We start from the raw sequence: 15181 nt of genomic DNA on the forward strand, positions 1-15181 counted from the left end.
GATCAGGCCCCCTGCGTCGCCTTCCACATCATGCCGACGACCAGCAGGATGACGGCCACCGCCTGAAGCCCGACGCGCAGGCGCATCAGCTTGTTGGAATGGCTGCTCGCATAATCCCCGCCCCGGAACAGCGAATAGAGACCGAACCCCAGAGTGATCGTCACGGCCAGAATCGCGAGGATGATCAGAATGTCGAAAATCTGCATGCCGTTGTTCTAGACCCGGATCGGCTTCACGCGCCAGCACAGCGCATCGAACGTTCTGCGAGCGGTTTTAAGGCTCAGCTGACCGGACTTCATCGACCACGGGTATTTTTGTTGGTCCAGCTAAGCCATTTGGTGACGATTGAAGCTTAGGGTCATCGCCATGACTGATCGCGCCGTTCGCAACCTGGAGCTTTTGAGAGGCTCGGCTTCCACCGCTCGCGTGCTGAACCTGCTGCGCGTCTGGGAAGAGAATGGCGACAGCGCTTTCGACGGCGCCGTGCGCAACCCCGATTGGGCCGCGCGCCCGATCTTCCGCACGGCGGCTCTGAACCGCGCCCTCATCATCAAACATCGGCTGCGGCGAAACGAAACCGACCTATTCAACGGCCGACGCCAAGTGGCCACCAAGGTGGTGATGCCGATCGACGATGCGGATTTGAAGACCGGCGGCCGATACGTCTTCGTCAACCAGATCGGCTTCGAGCGCGTCATGATGGAGGCGTTCGGCGTTCCCGCGAACCATCCCGACATCGAGACCCTGCGACTGATCGACAAACTTCCGTCGCTGGATCCGTTTCTTCTGCGAGAACAGCTTCGACGCGGCGGGTTAGATCCCGCGCCCTGCTACTTCTCTATCAGCGACAGCGATCTTCAGCGGATGCTGACCTTCGTGCGTAACGAAATCGAACCGCTTGTGACGCTGAGCTTTGGCGGCGACACCATCGCGGTAAACTCGGATTCGGCCGGGCGGATGGCGTCCAAGATTCTGTCGAACACGCCGGGCGATCAGCTGGACGCCCTGCGGCTGACCCTGCGTCTGGCGCCCGAGCAGTATCAGGAGGGCGTTTTCTGCTGGAAAGGCTTCCTCTATTACAAATGGACGCTCGCGGCCCTGCTGGGAGAGGTCGCCGCGGTCGCCGAGGCTGTGCGCACCATCAAGCCGGTCGGCAAGGTGGACCACGCCGCGAAGGAATACCTCACCCGAAGCCGCGATGTGCTGCGCGGTCGCATCATCAAGACGTGCGACGAAGTCAGCCGCACCCTGCGCATCTATGACGACGCCTACGCCAAACTGACCCAGGAAGGCCGTCCGATCGCCTTCCGCGACTTCCTGCTGGACGCCCCGTCCATGTTCTCGAAACTGGGCGACCAGCTGGGTGCCGTCCAGCATATCGTCAGCTACTGGCGCTTCCGTTTCGGCCCGTCGGCCGCTCCGGTGAACGTCGAGGAGTTGATGGACATCTTCATGGACTTCGAAACCGGCCTGCTGGGCCGTGGCGAAGTTCCCGATGACATCGGCATGATCGCCGCCTAGCCCGATCCTAGTGCGCGGCGTCCCAGTTCGACGCCGCGCGGGCATCCACCACCAGCGGCACTGACAACGCCACGGCCGGATCCGACGCGTTTTCCATCACGCGTTTGATGACGGCGATGGCGCGGTCGGCCTCGGCTTCCGGCGCCTCGAACACCAGTTCGTCGTGGACCTGAAGCAGCATGCGCGTGCTGAGGCCTGCGTTGGTCAGGGCGGCGGGCATGCGGATCATGGCGCGGCGAATGATGTCGGCGGCCGCGCCCTGGATCGGGGCGTTGATGGCGGCGCGCTCGCCGAACTGGCGCTCGGCGCCGGACTTGGAGTGAATGGCCGGGATGTGGATTCGGCGGCCGAAGACGGTGGAGACGAAGCCCGTCTGGCGCACCTCGGCCTTGGTCTTGTCCATGTAGGCGCGGATGCCCGGGAACCGTTCGAAATAGGTCTTGATATAGGCCCCCGCCTCGCCCTGATCGATGCCCAGCTGATTGGCCAGGCCGAAGGCCGAAATGCCGTAAACGATGCCGAAGTTGATCGCCTTGGCGCGACGGCGGGTCTCGGACGGCATGCCCTCGACCGGCACACCAAACATTTCCGACGCCGTTGCGGCGTGAATGTCGAGCCCCGCCTTGAAGGCGCGCTTCAGCTCGGGGATGTCGCCGATATGGGCCAGCAGGCGCAGCTCGATCTGGCTGTAGTCGGCGCTGATCAGGACATTGCCGGGCGCAGCGATGAAGGCCTGGCGGATCTCTCGGCCGGTCTCGGTGCGGATCGGGATGTTCTGCAGGTTGGGATCGCTGGACGCCAGGCGGCCCGTGGTGGCGGCGGCCAGTTGATAGCTGGTGTGAACGCGGTCGGTCTTGGGATCGGCCGCCGCGGTCAGGGCGTCCGTGTATGTGCCCTTCAGCTTCGACAGCTGGCGCCAGTCCAGGATCGCGCGCGGCAGATCGTGGCTGAGCGCCAGTTCCTCCAGCACGCTGGCGTCGGTGCCCCACTGACCCGAGGCGGTCTTCTTGCCGCCTGGCAGGTTCAGTTCGCCGAACAGGATCTCGCCGATCTGGCGCGGCGAGCCGATGTTGAAGGGGCGCCCGGCGATCTCATGGGCCTGAGCCTCCAGCTCGGCCATGCGCAAGCCGAACTCGCTGGATAGCCGCTTCAGCCGGTCGGGATCGATGCGAACCCCGTTCAGCTCCATGTCCGCCAGCACCGTGGGCATGCCGCGCTCCAGCGTTTCATAGACGGTGGACAGGCCCTCACGTGCCAGACGGGGTTTCAGAATGCGCCATAGCCGCAGGGTCACATCCGCATCCTCGGCGGCATATTCCGAGGCGGGTTTCAGCGCGACGTGCTTGAAGGATTTCTGGCTCTTGCCCGTACCCGCCACGCTCTTGAACGGGATCGGCTCGTGGCCCAGGTGCAGGCGCGCCAACTCGTCCATGCCGTGCCCGTGCAGTCCGCCCTCCAGCACATAGGAGACCAGCATGGTGTCGTCATAGGGCGCGACGCGGATGCCCCGACGCACCATGACGGCGATGTCGTATTTGGCGTTCTGAAGCACTTTCAGGACCGACGGGTCTTCCAGCAGCGTCTTCAGCTTCGCCAGGGTCGTGGGCTTGTCCAGCTGATGGATCGGCTCGGGCGCCTCGCCCGTTTCGCCAAATAGTCCGCCCTCGCCGGACTGCGGCTCGTGCTCGTGCGTCAGGGGGATGTAGCAGGCCTCGTTCGGCCCCACCGCCAACGACACGCCGCACAGACCCGCGTGGGTCGCCGACAGCGTGTCGGTCTCGGTGTCGAAGCCGACTACGCCGACCTCGGTCGCGCGCGCGATCCAGCGATCCAGCGCCTCTTCGGTCTGGACGCATTCGTAAGCCGCGTGATCGAAGGTCTGAACCTCGGCCGGGCCTTCGACGACCTGGCCGTAGCGAGGGGTCGCGACCGGCGCGTTCAGGTTCGTCGCGCGCTTGGGCGCAAAGGCCGAGACGTCGCTGGGCCCGGCCTTGCCGTCGCCGACGCGGCGCTGCAGCGAGCGGAACTCCATCGTCTCCAGAAAGGCCGACAGGATCGCGGGATCGGGATCGCGCACGGCGAAATCGTCGATCGCCTCGGGCGCCGGCGCATCGCAGGTCAGGCGCACCAGCTCGCGCGACAGACGGATCTGGTCGGCGAAGTCGATCAGAGTCTGGCGGCGCTTGGGCTGTTTGATCTCACCGGCATTGGCCAACAGGGTGTCCAGATCGCCGTATTCGTCCAGCAGCTGCGCCGCCGTCTTTGGTCCGATGCCTGGCGCGCCGGGGACGTTGTCGACGCTGTCGCCGATCAGGGCCTGCAGATCGACCATCTTCTCAGGCGCAACGCCGAACTTTTCGAAGACCTCAGGCTCGGCCAGACGCCGGTCCTTCATCGGATCCCACATCACGACGCCGCCGCCGATCAGCTGCATCAGGTCCTTGTCCGACGAGACGATCACCGCCTCCCCGCCCGCATCGCGCGCCTTGCAGGCATAGGTCGCGATCAGGTCGTCGGCCTCGTAGCCGGGCAGTTCGACGCAATGCACGCCGAACGCCGCCGTCGCCTCGCGCACCAGCGGAAACTGCGGGACCAGATCCTCGGGCGGTGGCGGGCGATGGGCCTTGTACTGATCGTACAGGGTGTTGCGGAACGTCTTTTCCGAGTGGTCGAAGATGGCCACCAGGTGCGTCGGACCATCGGCGCCCTTCATGTCCTTCAGCAGCTTCCACAGCATGTTGCAGTAGCCTTGGACCGCGCCGACCGGCAGGCCGTCGGACTTTCTCGTTAATGGCGGCAGGGCGTGATAGGCGCGAAAGATGTAGGCCGAGGCGTCGATCATCCACAGACGCAGCGCAGGGCCGTCCTGCGTCATCTGGCGTTCGGTCTCTGGATTTTCGTGCGCGGTCGTCTCGGTCATGGCCGGAACATAGGGCTCCTACGCCCCCGCGTCAGCGTCAGAATTCGGTCCAGCTCGATCCCGGATCGCGTTGACCCGGCTGGGCCTGCTGCTGGCCCCAGGACACGACCATGAAGGCCTTGTGGCTGCGGATGCGATAGGTGCCGATCATCGGCACCACCGCGCCCAGCGGCGCACCGGTCTTGGCTTCGTAGAGGAAGCCGGAAAATTCGGCGACCCCGACCCGGTCCCGGTGGCTGTAGACCGACAGTTCCGGCAGGGAGACGACGTTGAAGGTCTCGTTGATCGGGATCCGCATCTCGGGAATGCCGAAGACGCGCCGCATCTGCTCCAGCGACAGGGCGCCGGCGCGGATCTCGAACACGGCGTTCGCCTCGTCCTTGTTGCGGGCCAGGCTGAAACCGGCGTCCGAGATCGCGCCGCGTATCGCGCTGACGGCGTAGCGTGTGCCCTCGCCCTGGAAATAGGCGTCGTCGATGAAGACCGAAGCGCCCGTCGGCAATGGCAAGACCAGTCCCTCGACCGCCCGGTCCGAGGCGCGCGCCAAGAGCAGTTGCTCCGTCGCCGTGCGGCCGGTGTTGCTTTCGGTGGTCGAGGCGCAGGCCGACAGCACGACCGCCGCAACCGTCAGCAGAGCCGCCGTCCGGGCCGTCATCACCAGGCGCCGACGTTCGGCATGGAGGCCCAGGGCTCGGCCGGCGCCAGCGGCGCGCCTTCCTGGAGCAATTCGATGGAGATGCCGTCGGGCGAGCGGACGAAGGCCATGTTGCCGTCGCGCGGCGGACGGTTGATCGTCACCCCGCCGTCCATCAGCGTCTGGCAGGCGGCGTAGATGTCATCGACCTTATAGGCCAAGTGACCGAAGTTGCGGCCGCCCTGATACTCTTCCGGATCCCAGTTGAAGGTCAGTTCGACCTCGGGGCAGCGTTCCGCCGCCGACTGTTCCAGATTCTCGGGCGCGGCGAGAAACACGAGCGTGAACCGGCCCGCCTCGTTCTCGGTGCGGCGCACCTCCTGCAGACCCAGAAGGTCGCAATAGAAGTGCAGCGAGGCGTCGATGTCCTTTACCCGGACCATGGTGTGCAGATAGCGCAAGGTTCGTCTCCGTCCGAACAGCGTGTCAGCCGTCTATAGACCCAACCGCCGCACCGCGACTGAACTGAGGTTACGGTCTCAGTGGGCCTCGGGCGCGCGGGCGGCGGGGCTCAGATATTCGTTCTCTTCGTGGGCCTGGGCCGACAGGACGAAACGCCGGTCGCAATAGCCGCACTCGATGAAGTCGTCCTCACCCATGTCCATATAGACTAGCGGATGACCCAGGGCCCCGCCGCCGCCGTCGCAGGCCACGCGTTTGGTCGAGACGACGATCTCTTCGGGCGGCGGGATGATGGCGTCGGAATGGCGGGGAGGCATGGTCCGGTCCGGGTCTGAAAGGCTTGCGGGCTTCCTAGGCGGCGCAGGCCGGAAGGTCAAACCTCGGCGGTCCGGCGACCCAGCAGCCGGTTCAGCATCGCCTTGCGCTTCTTGAACAAGGTCAGGCCCAGACAGGCCGCGCCGACCCACAGACCGATCTCGCCGATCAGCAACAGGGCGGCGCCGGCGATGGCGGCATGCGTCATCTCGATCTGATCGGTCTTGCCCGCCAGCAGCGTCAGTCCTCCACCAATATAGCCAGTGGCGCAGACCGCCATGGCGACGAAGCCGATCAGGCGAGTGCGGGTCAGAGGCGTCTTGGCTTTTTGAACGGGGGTCACGGCGATCTCCATCAAGTTCGGTTGTCTTTATGACAAGCAAACTAGACATACTGATTGGTGAGGTCAAGCACCATTGACACATGGACAGGTCTGCTTGTCTGATGCTGTCGGCGAGACAGGTTGGCGATTGTGATCGCGCGCCCTACCTATGCCGCTCGCCGTCCCGTCCGAGTGAATAGCCGATCATGTCAGAGACCCTCGCCCTGCCCGACAACGCCATCGAGGTGCGGGGACTGAAGAAGACCTATGCCGGGTCCAAAAAAGCTGCTCCCAAGACGGCCTTGCGCGGCGTCGATCTGGTCATTCCGCGCGGCTCAGTCTTCGGCCTGCTGGGCCCGAACGGCGCAGGCAAATCGACCCTGATCAACATCCTGGCCGGAGTGGTGAAGAAGTCCGAAGGCTCTGTGACCATCTGGGGCCGCGACATCGACAAGGAGCCGCGCGACGCCGCCGCCGCTCTGGGCGTCGTGCCGCAGGAGATCGTCGCCGACGTCTTCTTCACCCCGCGCGAATCGCTGGAGGTGCAGGCGGGCTTTTACGGCGTGCCTAAGGACGAGCGCCGGTCCGACGAACTTCTGGCCGCGCTCGGCCTGTCGGACAAGGCCAACGCCTATGTCCGCGCCCTGTCCGGCGGCATGAAGCGCCGCCTGATGGTGGCCAAGGCCCTGGTCCACAATCCGCCCATCCTCATCCTGGACGAGCCGACGGCCGGCGTGGACGTCGAACTGCGTCGCCAGCTGTGGGCCTACGTCCGCCGCATCAACGAAGAGGGGGTGACCATCGTCCTGACCACCCACTATCTCGAGGAGGCCCAGGAGCTTTGCGACACCATCGCCATCGTCAACCGGGGCGAGGTGGTGGCCTGCGAGCCGACGCCGCAGCTATTGCGCCGTCTGGACAGCCGCAATGTCGTTGTGACCCCGGAAACGCCCCAGGCGACGCCGCCGGTGCTGGCCGGTTTCGAGGTTACGCCTCGTCCGGGCGGCGCCTTCGCGGTCGCCTATAAGAAGGGGCAGTCGTCGGTCGAGCAGGTCATCAATGCCGTGCGCGCCGCCGGCGTCACCATCGCCGACATCACCACCGAAGATCCGGACCTGGAAGACGTCTTCCTGGCCCTGACCTACGGCGACACGTCACGGGTCGACCCGACCAGGGACTAATCGACCTCGGCCAGGAATTCGAAGATCGCCGCCTTGGCGTCGGCCTCGTCCAACATGGGCGCGTGGCCGATGCCGGGAACCTCGACACAGGTCATGGTCGGGGCCGCCTTCTTCATCCGCGCGGCGATGTCGGCGCTCAGCAGATCCGAGGCAGCGCCCCGCACCAGCAGCGTCGGCTTCTTCTTCGCCAGGCGTCGGAACATGGGCCACAGGTTCGGGACCAGCGCCTTGGCCCCGGCCGCGCGGATCGGCACGGCGATGTCGGGGTCGTAGTCCAGCCCGATCTCGCCGTCGGGCTGCTGGCGGAAAATTCGCCGGGCGAAGGCGTCCCAGTCCGCATCCCTATAGTGCGGAAACGCCACCGCATTGATCCGTTTTGCATAGGCCGCCGCATCGGCCCAGGAGCCGATCTCGACGGACTGGCCGCTGTAGGCGGCGATGCGCGCCAGACCTTCCGGCGCCACCTCCGGCCCGATGTCGTTCAGGATCGCCGCGACCACCGCCTTGGGCCGCATCGCCGTCAGCGCCATGGTGATCAGCCCGCCCATAGAGGTGCCGATGAAGACCGCTCTATCGATCCCGGCCTGTTCCATCAGGGCCAGCACGTCGCGCGCATAGACGTCGGGCATATAGGTCATGGGGTCGGGCGCACGATCCGACAGCCCGCGCCCTCGCACATCCACCGCCAACACCCGCCGGCCGCTCTGGGCCAGAAGCGGCGCGATGGCCTCGAAATCGGCGCTGTTGCGGGTCAGGCCGTGGATGGCGATCACGGGCGGGCGGGCGACGCCGGGACCGGGCGCATAATCCCGCGCAAAGAGCGTGAGCCCATCCGGCGAGGTCCAGCGGCGTTCAACGAATGGATAGGGCGCGCTCATTGGCGATTTCCTCCGATTTTGGATCAGAGTAATTCACCAGCCGAGGAAATGCGACGCCCGGTCCTAGAGACCGACCACATCGCGCACGAAAGCGTCCAGATCGCCGCCTTCGAAGAGGTAGCCCGCCACCGCGGCCCGCTCTCCGGCCTGCAGATCCCGCTTCTGATCGCCGATGATGAAGGACTGCTTCGGGTCCAGATCATGCTCTTCGATGGCGCGCAGCAACATGCCCGGATTGGGCTTGCGATCAGGGTGGTCGGGATGGCGATAACGCGCCTCGATCGCTTCGGGATGGAAGGGCGCGGAATAGACGCCGTCGATGATCGCCCCCTCTTCGGTCAGTCGCGCGACCAGCAGATCGTTGAAGGCGTTCATCGTCTCTTCGCTGAACAGGCCCCGCGCCACGCCAGACTGGTTCGTCACGATCACGGTGCGATAGCCGGCCTGGTTCATCCGCCGCACCGCCGCCGCCGCGCCGGGGATCAGCTTCAGGTCCTCAGGCCGATGCGGATAACCGCTGTCCTCGATCAGCACCCCGTCCCGATCCAGAAAGGCGGCGGGCCGGCCGGTCATGCGTCGCTCCGAAGCAATTCCGAAAAGGCGGTCATCAGGTGATAGAGGCTGGACGCCGGCGCCGCTTCATCGTGCGAGCGGCAGTCGGCGTCGTAGCTGTCCACCCATAGGCCCGGCACGGCGGTCGCCAGATGCGTGTCGAACACGGCGGCGATCAGTGCCGAAACGCCGGTGTCGCCAAAACTCAACCCTGTGCGAATGGCCTCGGTCTGGGACCACAGACGCCGCCCGCCATCCAGCACCTCTCCCGCCGGGCCGATCTCACGGATGGCGAATCCGTCGCGATAACCCTGCGCCGCCGCCCGACGATGCAGCGCCGTGGCCAGATCTGAATCGTCCCCGGCCTGCTTAAGCAGCCAGGCCCATTCTTCGAGGTGGCCTGGCTCGATCACATAACCTGTCGCTGGATCGGCGGACCAATCCTCGGTGAAATATTCGCGGATCGCGCCGTCGATCAGGAAGCGGTGTTTGCACAGGTCCAGCGACACCCGCGCCGCCGCTTCGAACGCTGGGTCGGGCGCAATCGCCTGCCAAGCCAGCATCGCCTCCAGCATATGCATGTGAGGATTTTGCCGACGCGGCAGGCATGGCGGCAGGGCCTCCGCCCATCCCCAATGCGAAGACGCCATCAACCGATCGATCGCAGCCAGCGTCTCAAGCGCCAGAGGCCGCGCTCGCGCATCACCCAGGACGCGGTGCGCCGCCGCGAGCGCGAACAGGACGAAGGCCAGGTCGTAAAGATCAGGCGTCTCATCGACCACCACGCCGTCGTCATCGGTTGCCGAGACCCAAAGGCCGTCGTCACGTCGGCGATCGGCTATCAGTTGATCCAGCCCGGCCTTGGCCACCGCACGGCCCTGCGCCCAGCCCAAGGCGGCCGCTTCGCAGAAGACATAGACCTGGCGTGCCTGAACCCGCGTGCGGCGACCAAGACCGGTCACCGGCCGGCCGTCGAAATCCAGCTGCTCGAAGAACCGCCCATCGGCGTCCACGCCCCGCTCGGCCCACAGCGGCAGGGCATGGTCGAACAGCCAGTTCGAGACCCTGGTCCGGGCGGCGGAAAGCGTCGTCATGGCGCTGGCTTAAGACGCAAGCCGACGGGCGCCAAGACCTGTGTGCGGTAGCAAAGGGCAACGCGATGTGACGCCGCGCGATTTGGCCCGCGCGCCCGATCTTGCTAGGACGACCCGACATTCGCGGCCCGCCTGTCCGGCCGCCGCCCCCGATCCCCCGTGGAGAGCGTCCCCCATGATCCCCTTCATAGACCTTCAGGCCCAGCGCCAGCGCCTCGGCGGCAAGATCGAGGCCGCCGTTCAGGAAGCCGTCGTCGGCGGCGCTTGGGTGATGGGCCCGCAGGTCCGCCAGTTCGAGGCCGACCTCGCCGCCTTCGGTCAGGCCAAACACGCCTTGGGCTGCGGCAACGGCACCGACGCCCTGATCCTGCCGTTGATCGCCTGGGGCGTTCGCACCGGCGACGCCGTCTTCTGCCCCAGCTTCACCTTCACGGCCACGGCCGAGGTTGTGCCGTGGCTGGGCGCCTCGCCCGTTTTCGTGGACGTTGACGCCCACACCTACAATATGGATCCGGCCAAGCTTGAGGCGGCCATCGAAGCGGTCAAGGCTGAAGGTCGCCTGACGCCCAGGGTGGTCATTGCCGTCGATCTGTTCGGTCAGCCGGCCGACTATCCCGCCATCCGCGCCATATGCGACCGCCATGGGCTGAAGCTGATCTCGGATTCGGCGCAGGGCTTCGGCTGCACCCTGAACGGCGACCATCCGCTGAAGTGGGCCGATGTCACCACGACCAGCTTCTTCCCGGCCAAGCCCCTGGGCTGCTACGGCGACGGCGGTGCGGTGCTGACCGACGACGACGATCTGGCTCAGGAAATGGATTCCCTGCGCGTGCACGGAAAGGTCGTCGCCAAGGACCTGGAGGCCGGCGCCGCCGCCTTCGCCCACGACCCCAAATATCTGGCGATGCGCATCGGCATGAACAGCCGGCTGGACACCATCCAGGCCGCCATCCTGATCGAGAAGCTGAAGGTCTTCGGTCAGGAGATCGAATGGCGCAACCGGATCGCCGCCCGCTACAACGAACGCCTCGCGCCCCATGTCTCGGCCGTGCCCCACGTCATCGACGGCGGCGTCTCGATTTGGGCGCAGTACACGATCGAGCATGAGGATCGCGACGGTCTGGCCGCGCACCTGAAGGATCAGGGTGTGCCAACCGCCGTCTATTATCCGGTGCCGATGCACATGCAGCCGGCCTATCAGCGCTTCCCGCAGGGCGCGGGCGGGCTGCCGGTCACCGAACGGCTGAGGAACCGGGTCCTCAGCCTGCCGATGCACGCCGATCTGGACGAGGCGACCCAGGACAAGGTCGTCGCTGCCGTCGCCAGCTACAAGGGCTAAGCCGATGCCGAACACCTCCGCCCTCAAGATCGGCGTCGCCGGCGTCGGCGTCATGGGCCGCAACCATGCGCGCGTCGCCTCCGAAATGCGCGAGTTCGAGCTGGCCACCGTCTTCGATCCCGATGCGGTGACGGCCGAAGGCGTCGCCGCCGCCTATGGCGCATCGCCCGTCACGACGGCCCAGGCCTTCGTCAACGCCGGCTTGGATGCCGCCATCGTCGCCACGCCCAACCGATTCCACGCCGAAATCGGCGTCGCCCTGCTGGAAAAGGGCGTCCACGTCCTCGTCGAAAAGCCGATCGCCGCCAGCGTCGCCGACGCCCAGCGCATGATCGATGCGGCCAAGGCCAATGACCGCGTTCTGATGGTCGGTCAGGTCGAGCGCTTCAATCCCGCAGTCGAAACCGTCAAGCGCGCAGTGACTGACGACGACATCATCTCGATCCAGATCACTCGCGTCGGTCCCTTCCCGCCCCGCATGGGCGAGGTCGGCGTGGTCATCGATCTGGCCGTGCACGACATCGATATCATCCGCCACCTGACGGGTTCCGAGATCGTCGAGGTCCAGCCGCAACTGGCCCGCACCCGGGCGGACCGCGAGGACACGGCCCTGCTTCAGTTCCGCCTGGACAGCGGCGTGATCGCCCACATCACCACCAACTGGGTCACCCCCTACAAAACCCGCACGCTGCAGGTCGCGACCAAGACCAAATTCATCGTCGCCGATCTGATCACGCGCCAGGTCACCGAATATTTCGGCCAGCAGCCAGACGGCTCCTATTCGACCCGGATGCTGAACAGCTGGCCGGCCGAACCGCTAAAGAAGGAGCTGGAAGCGTTCGCCCGCGCCATCGCGACCGGCGAAACGCCGGCCGTCACCGGCGAAGACGGCCTGCGCAATCTCGAGGTCGCGCTGCGCTGCCTCGGCGAGCACTGACCGGATCCAGAACCGTTCTCGCCGCAAAACCTGAGGAAGAGAAACGTATGCGCCGTATCACCGCCACCGCTCTCGCCCTGATCGTCGTCGGTTCGGCAGCGGCGCCCGCTCATGCGGACACCCGCTACCTGGCCTATAATGCGTCGGACCGGATCACGCAGGCGCTGACCAAGGGTGTCACCTTGCAGGTGCGGCGCGGTCTGTTCGGGGCGGTGCAGGTGGAACGTCTGTTCTCCACCACCGCACGTGGCACGGCAGGCTTCACGCGCGGCGGACCGGACGCCGCGCGACGCGTCCTGCCGCAAGGCGCCGAGGAAAACGATATCTACGCCATCGATCAGGACGGCGACGGCCGTGGCCTGTCGCGCGCCCTGTGTCCCGGCGCCGACGAGGTCTGGCTGATCATGGGTCGCGTCCGTGCGCCCCGTCCCCTGACGATGCAGGCGGTGGGTCGGTGGTCGGACGGCGCTTATCGGCACTGCGTGACGCTCAGCTACGACTGGCGCGGCGAATGGGCGACGGCGCCGCAGGCGCAAACGCCGCGAGACTGATGCGCGTCCAGACTGTTTCATAATCAGCACGCGCAAGCGAGCAATTGTGACGATTTGACTTTTACAGTCATCAGTGACACTTTGAGCACACGAGCGGCGGCGGCCGTTCTACCGCCCTGGAATATCCCCCTCCCCGGCGGCGAGAGAGACGAACCTCCCAGAGCCCGGCCCGTCGCGGCCGGGCTTTTTTTACGCGGCGCGCCTGCTAGACGGGGGCATGACACTTCGCCTCGCTACCTGGAACATCAACTCCGTCCGCCTGCGCATCGATCAGGTGGCCCGCTTCGTCGCCGAGCGCGCGCCCGACGTCCTGATGCTGCAGGAGATCAAATGCACCACGGACCAGTTCCCGCGCGGCGCCTTCGAGGACATGGGCATGCCCCACCTTCGCGTCGCGGGCCAGAAGGGCTGGCACGGCGTCGCCATCGCCAGCCGCCTGCCGCTTGAGGACAGCGACACCTTCCAGGTCTGCAAACTGGGTCACGCGCGCTGCGTCTCGGCCCGCGTGTCCGGCATCGACGTTCAGAACTTCTACATCCCGGCCGGCGGCGACGTTCCCGACCGGGCGCTGAACCCCAAGTTCGACCACAAGATGGACTTCTATGAACAGCTGACCGCGATCGTGGCCAAGCAGGACAAGTCTCGTCCCTTGGTCATAGCCGGCGACTTCAACATCGCCCCCGGCGAAGGCGATGTCTGGAACCACCGCTACATGTCCAAGATCGTCAGCCACACGCCGATCGAGGTCGAGACTTTGAACCGACTTCAGGAGACGGGCGGTTTCGCCGATGTGCTGCGCGACCGTTTCCCCGAGCCTCAGAAACTGGCCAGCTGGTGGAGCTATCGCGCCGCCGACTTCCGCAAATCGAATCGCGGTCTGCGCCTCGACCACATCTGGACCTCGCCCGGCCTGACCCCCGCCGTGGTCAAGGACACCGCCCGCATCCACGACGACGTTCGCGAGTGGGAGCGTCCCAGCGACCACGCGCCGGTCACGGTCGATCTGGACGTCTGATCCTCAATAGACGGCGACCGGCTTGACCGACGCCGGCGCCTTTCGACCCCGGCCGACCTTCCTGGCGGCGCGCCCGAGCCGAATCACCGCCTCATCCAGCTGATCTTCCGGCAGGGTGTAAGGCAGGCGCAGCCGGCGTTCGAAGGCGCCGTCGACGCCGAATCGCGGACCGGCGGCGAGGCGCAGGCCTTCGGCCTCGGCCGCGATCGTAAGGGCGGAACTGATCGGTCCGGGCAGGCGCGCCCACAGGGACAATCCCCCAGCTGGGCGGGGACAGACCCACTCAGGCAGTTTTTCAGCGAGCCGCGCCCGCAGATGATCCCGCCGGGCGCGCAAGAGGGGCCGGCGCGCCGCCAGGGCCTTGCCGCCGTCGTTCAACAGTTCGACCGCCGCCAGCTGCTCCAGGATCGGGACACCAGATCAAAGGTGGCGCGACTTTGGGCCAGACGCTGGATCACCGCCCGGTCCGCGCGGATCCAGCCGATCCGCAAACCGCCCCAGACGCTTTTGGACATCGATCCCAGCCTGACCATCCGCGGCGCATCGACGGCCGAGGCGCTGAGCGCCGGCGGTCCGCTCAAGGTCAGTTCGACCAGGGTCTCGTCCAGCACGAGCAGGGTCTCCGATCCCTTCAGCCCCGCCAGCAAGCGCGTCCGCTCCGCCGCCCGCATCATCCGCCCCGTCGGATTGTTGTGATCCAGCACCAGATAGGCCATGGCCGCATTGCTGCTTCGGCAGGCCGCAACCAGACCCTCGACATCCCAACCCTCCTCGCCCTCGCCGTCCGGCAAGGCGACGGGCACGGCGCGACCGCCCGCCGCCAGAATGGCGTCGATCGCCTGCGGATAGGTGGGATGGTCGAACACCACCGGGGCGCCGGGGCGCGTCGTCAGGCGCAGAAGATGGACCAGTCCATTGTGCGCGCCGTGCGTGATCAAAATCTGACCCGAAGAGGTCGCCAGGCCGCGCCGCCGATAGCCGGCCGCTACCGCTTCGCGCAGCGCCTCCAGCCCCGCCGTCTCGTAACCGTGTCCCGGCAGGTTGGCCGGCAACCGCTCTAGCGCCCGCACATAGGCAGCGTGCACATTGGGATCGGCCGGCAGGACGGCGGCGGTCAGGTCGATCAGGCCAGTCTTGTCCGTTGACGTCGCCTCATGACGCGGCGCCGGTCCGTTCGGCAGGCTGGTGCGCGCGGCGGCGCCCTGCCCGCCGGTCAGAAACCCGTCATCCCGCAAGCGACCGTAGGCGGCCGAAACGGTCGTTCGGCTCAAGCCCAGCGCCTGGGCCAGTTCCCGTTCGCCGGGCAACCGTGCCGCCAAGGGCAGTCGGCCATCCAGAATCAGCAGTCGTACCGCCCCCGCCAGCTGCCGATAGGCTGCGCCAGCACCCGGCGACCGCCAGGCGCCGAGATGGCGTGTCAGGGAAACAAGACCGATCGACCGCGACGACATGAGGCCAGA

General features: G+C 66.3%; 17 protein-coding genes. 6 read left to right on the plus strand and 11 right to left on the minus strand.

Features of this window, described 5'->3' with window-relative positions; translation table 11 throughout:
* Positions 1–2 precede the first annotated feature (2 nt).
* Positions 3–206 carry a twin transmembrane helix small protein gene (locus JX001_RS01620; protein ID WP_205682014.1) on the minus strand — a complete coding sequence of 68 codons (204 nt, stop codon included), beginning with the start codon at positions 204–206 and terminating at the stop codon, positions 3–5.
* Between the two features lie 160 nt (positions 207–366).
* Between JX001_RS01620 and JX001_RS01625 the strand changes: the two genes are divergently transcribed.
* Positions 367–1521 carry a hypothetical protein gene (locus JX001_RS01625; RefSeq protein WP_205682015.1) on the plus strand — a complete coding sequence of 385 codons (1155 nt, stop codon included), beginning with the start codon at positions 367–369 and terminating at the stop codon, positions 1519–1521.
* A gap of 7 nt (positions 1522–1528) precedes the next feature.
* Here JX001_RS01625 and polA read toward each other — a convergent pair whose 3' ends face one another.
* The 5 genes from polA to JX001_RS01650 form a co-directional block, all read right to left on the minus strand.
* Complete coding sequence (polA, locus tag JX001_RS01630; RefSeq protein ID WP_205682016.1) at positions 1529–4441, minus strand: DNA polymerase I; 2913 nt, start codon at positions 4439–4441, stop codon at positions 1529–1531.
* Positions 4442–4478: 37 nt separating this feature from the next.
* Complete coding sequence (locus JX001_RS01635) at positions 4479–5096, minus strand: DUF6655 family protein (protein WP_017505427.1); 618 nt, start codon at positions 5094–5096, stop codon at positions 4479–4481.
* Positions 5096–5536, minus strand: a complete 441-nt coding sequence (locus JX001_RS01640) for a VOC family protein (protein ID WP_205682017.1) — start codon at positions 5534–5536, stop codon at positions 5096–5098. Before JX001_RS01640 ends, JX001_RS01635 begins: the two co-directional genes overlap by 1 nt.
* A gap of 78 nt (positions 5537–5614) precedes the next feature.
* Positions 5615–5854, minus strand: coding sequence for a zinc-finger domain-containing protein (locus tag JX001_RS01645; protein WP_205682018.1), 240 nt, complete (start codon positions 5852–5854; stop codon positions 5615–5617).
* A gap of 56 nt (positions 5855–5910) precedes the next feature.
* On the minus strand, positions 5911–6195 hold the full coding sequence (locus JX001_RS01650; protein WP_241004708.1) for a hypothetical protein: 285 nt from the start codon (positions 6193–6195) through the stop codon (positions 5911–5913).
* A gap of 185 nt (positions 6196–6380) precedes the next feature.
* Between JX001_RS01650 and JX001_RS01655 the strand changes: the two genes are divergently transcribed.
* Complete coding sequence (locus JX001_RS01655; protein ID WP_205682019.1) at positions 6381–7355, plus strand: ABC transporter ATP-binding protein; 975 nt, start codon at positions 6381–6383, stop codon at positions 7353–7355.
* Here the strand turns inward: JX001_RS01655 and JX001_RS01660 are convergent.
* The 3 genes from JX001_RS01660 to JX001_RS01670 all read right to left on the minus strand — a co-directional run bounded on the left by JX001_RS01660 (position 7352) and on the right by JX001_RS01670 (position 9879).
* Positions 7352–8233, minus strand: a complete 882-nt coding sequence (locus JX001_RS01660; protein WP_205682020.1) for an alpha/beta fold hydrolase — start codon at positions 8231–8233, stop codon at positions 7352–7354. The two genes, JX001_RS01655 and JX001_RS01660, sit on opposite strands and share 4 nt — an antisense overlap.
* A gap of 63 nt (positions 8234–8296) precedes the next feature.
* The gene (locus tag JX001_RS01665; protein WP_205682021.1) at positions 8297–8806 is read right to left on the minus strand and encodes a D-glycero-alpha-D-manno-heptose-1,7-bisphosphate 7-phosphatase; all 510 of its coding nucleotides are present in this window, start codon (positions 8804–8806) and stop codon (positions 8297–8299) included.
* Complete coding sequence (locus JX001_RS01670; protein WP_205682022.1) at positions 8803–9879, minus strand: AGE family epimerase/isomerase; 1077 nt, start codon at positions 9877–9879, stop codon at positions 8803–8805. The genes JX001_RS01665 and JX001_RS01670 overlap by 4 nt, the downstream gene beginning before the upstream one ends.
* Positions 9880–10054: 175 nt before the next feature.
* Between JX001_RS01670 and JX001_RS01675 the strand changes: the two genes are divergently transcribed.
* The 4 genes from JX001_RS01675 (at position 10055) to xth (ending at position 13721) form a co-directional block, all read left to right on the plus strand.
* Positions 10055–11218 carry a DegT/DnrJ/EryC1/StrS family aminotransferase gene (locus tag JX001_RS01675; protein ID WP_205682023.1) on the plus strand — a complete coding sequence of 388 codons (1164 nt, stop codon included), beginning with the start codon at positions 10055–10057 and terminating at the stop codon, positions 11216–11218.
* Between the two features lie 4 nt (positions 11219–11222).
* Positions 11223–12155, plus strand: coding sequence for a Gfo/Idh/MocA family protein (locus tag JX001_RS01680; RefSeq protein WP_205682024.1), 933 nt, complete (start codon positions 11223–11225; stop codon positions 12153–12155).
* A gap of 47 nt (positions 12156–12202) precedes the next feature.
* Positions 12203–12706 carry a hypothetical protein gene (locus JX001_RS01685; protein ID WP_205682025.1) on the plus strand — a complete coding sequence of 168 codons (504 nt, stop codon included), beginning with the start codon at positions 12203–12205 and terminating at the stop codon, positions 12704–12706.
* Positions 12707–12923: 217 nt separating this feature from the next.
* The gene (xth, locus tag JX001_RS01690) at positions 12924–13721 is read left to right on the plus strand and encodes an exodeoxyribonuclease III (RefSeq protein ID WP_205682026.1); all 798 of its coding nucleotides are present in this window, start codon (positions 12924–12926) and stop codon (positions 13719–13721) included.
* A 3-nt stretch (positions 13722–13724) separates the two neighbouring features.
* Here xth and JX001_RS16220 read toward each other — a convergent pair whose 3' ends face one another.
* Together JX001_RS16220 and JX001_RS01695 are read right to left on the minus strand one after the other, a co-directional pair.
* On the minus strand, positions 13725–14099 hold the full coding sequence (locus JX001_RS16220; protein ID WP_241004709.1) for an aminotransferase class I/II-fold pyridoxal phosphate-dependent enzyme: 375 nt from the start codon (positions 14097–14099) through the stop codon (positions 13725–13727).
* On the minus strand, positions 14096–15172 hold the full coding sequence (locus tag JX001_RS01695; RefSeq protein WP_241004710.1) for an aminotransferase-like domain-containing protein: 1077 nt from the start codon (positions 15170–15172) through the stop codon (positions 14096–14098). Before JX001_RS01695 ends, JX001_RS16220 begins: the two co-directional genes overlap by 4 nt.
* Between the last annotated feature and the right edge of the window lie 9 nt (positions 15173–15181).

It is taken from the genome of Brevundimonas fontaquae (assembly GCF_017086445.1).
In the GTDB taxonomy this organism is placed as follows: Bacteria; Pseudomonadota; Alphaproteobacteria; order Caulobacterales; family Caulobacteraceae; genus Brevundimonas; species Brevundimonas fontaquae.

Coding starts and splice junctions, on each gene's coding strand:
- JX001_RS01695 (WP_241004710.1), bottom strand. CDS start 15,172: ATGTCGTCGCGGTCGATCGGTCTTGTTTCCCTGACACGCCATCTCGGC.
- JX001_RS01665 (WP_205682021.1), bottom strand. CDS start 8,806: ATGACCGGCCGGCCCGCCGCCTTTCTGGATCGGGACGGGGTGCTGATC.
- JX001_RS01645 (WP_205682018.1), bottom strand. CDS start 5,854: ATGCCTCCCCGCCATTCCGACGCCATCATCCCGCCGCCCGAAGAGATC.
- polA (WP_205682016.1), bottom strand. CDS start 4,441: ATGACCGAGACGACCGCGCACGAAAATCCAGAGACCGAACGCCAGATG.
- JX001_RS01660 (WP_205682020.1), bottom strand. CDS start 8,233: ATGAGCGCGCCCTATCCATTCGTTGAACGCCGCTGGACCTCGCCGGAT.
- xth (WP_205682026.1), top strand. CDS start 12,924: ATGACACTTCGCCTCGCTACCTGGAACATCAACTCCGTCCGCCTGCGC.
- JX001_RS01675 (WP_205682023.1), top strand. CDS start 10,055: ATGATCCCCTTCATAGACCTTCAGGCCCAGCGCCAGCGCCTCGGCGGC.
- JX001_RS01635 (WP_017505427.1), bottom strand. CDS start 5,096: ATGACGGCCCGGACGGCGGCTCTGCTGACGGTTGCGGCGGTCGTGCTG.
- JX001_RS01625 (WP_205682015.1), top strand. CDS start 367: ATGACTGATCGCGCCGTTCGCAACCTGGAGCTTTTGAGAGGCTCGGCT.
- JX001_RS01685 (WP_205682025.1), top strand. CDS start 12,203: ATGCGCCGTATCACCGCCACCGCTCTCGCCCTGATCGTCGTCGGTTCG.
- JX001_RS01655 (WP_205682019.1), top strand. CDS start 6,381: ATGTCAGAGACCCTCGCCCTGCCCGACAACGCCATCGAGGTGCGGGGA.
- JX001_RS01620 (WP_205682014.1), bottom strand. CDS start 206: ATGCAGATTTTCGACATTCTGATCATCCTCGCGATTCTGGCCGTGACG.
- JX001_RS01670 (WP_205682022.1), bottom strand. CDS start 9,879: ATGACGACGCTTTCCGCCGCCCGGACCAGGGTCTCGAACTGGCTGTTC.
- JX001_RS01680 (WP_205682024.1), top strand. CDS start 11,223: ATGCCGAACACCTCCGCCCTCAAGATCGGCGTCGCCGGCGTCGGCGTC.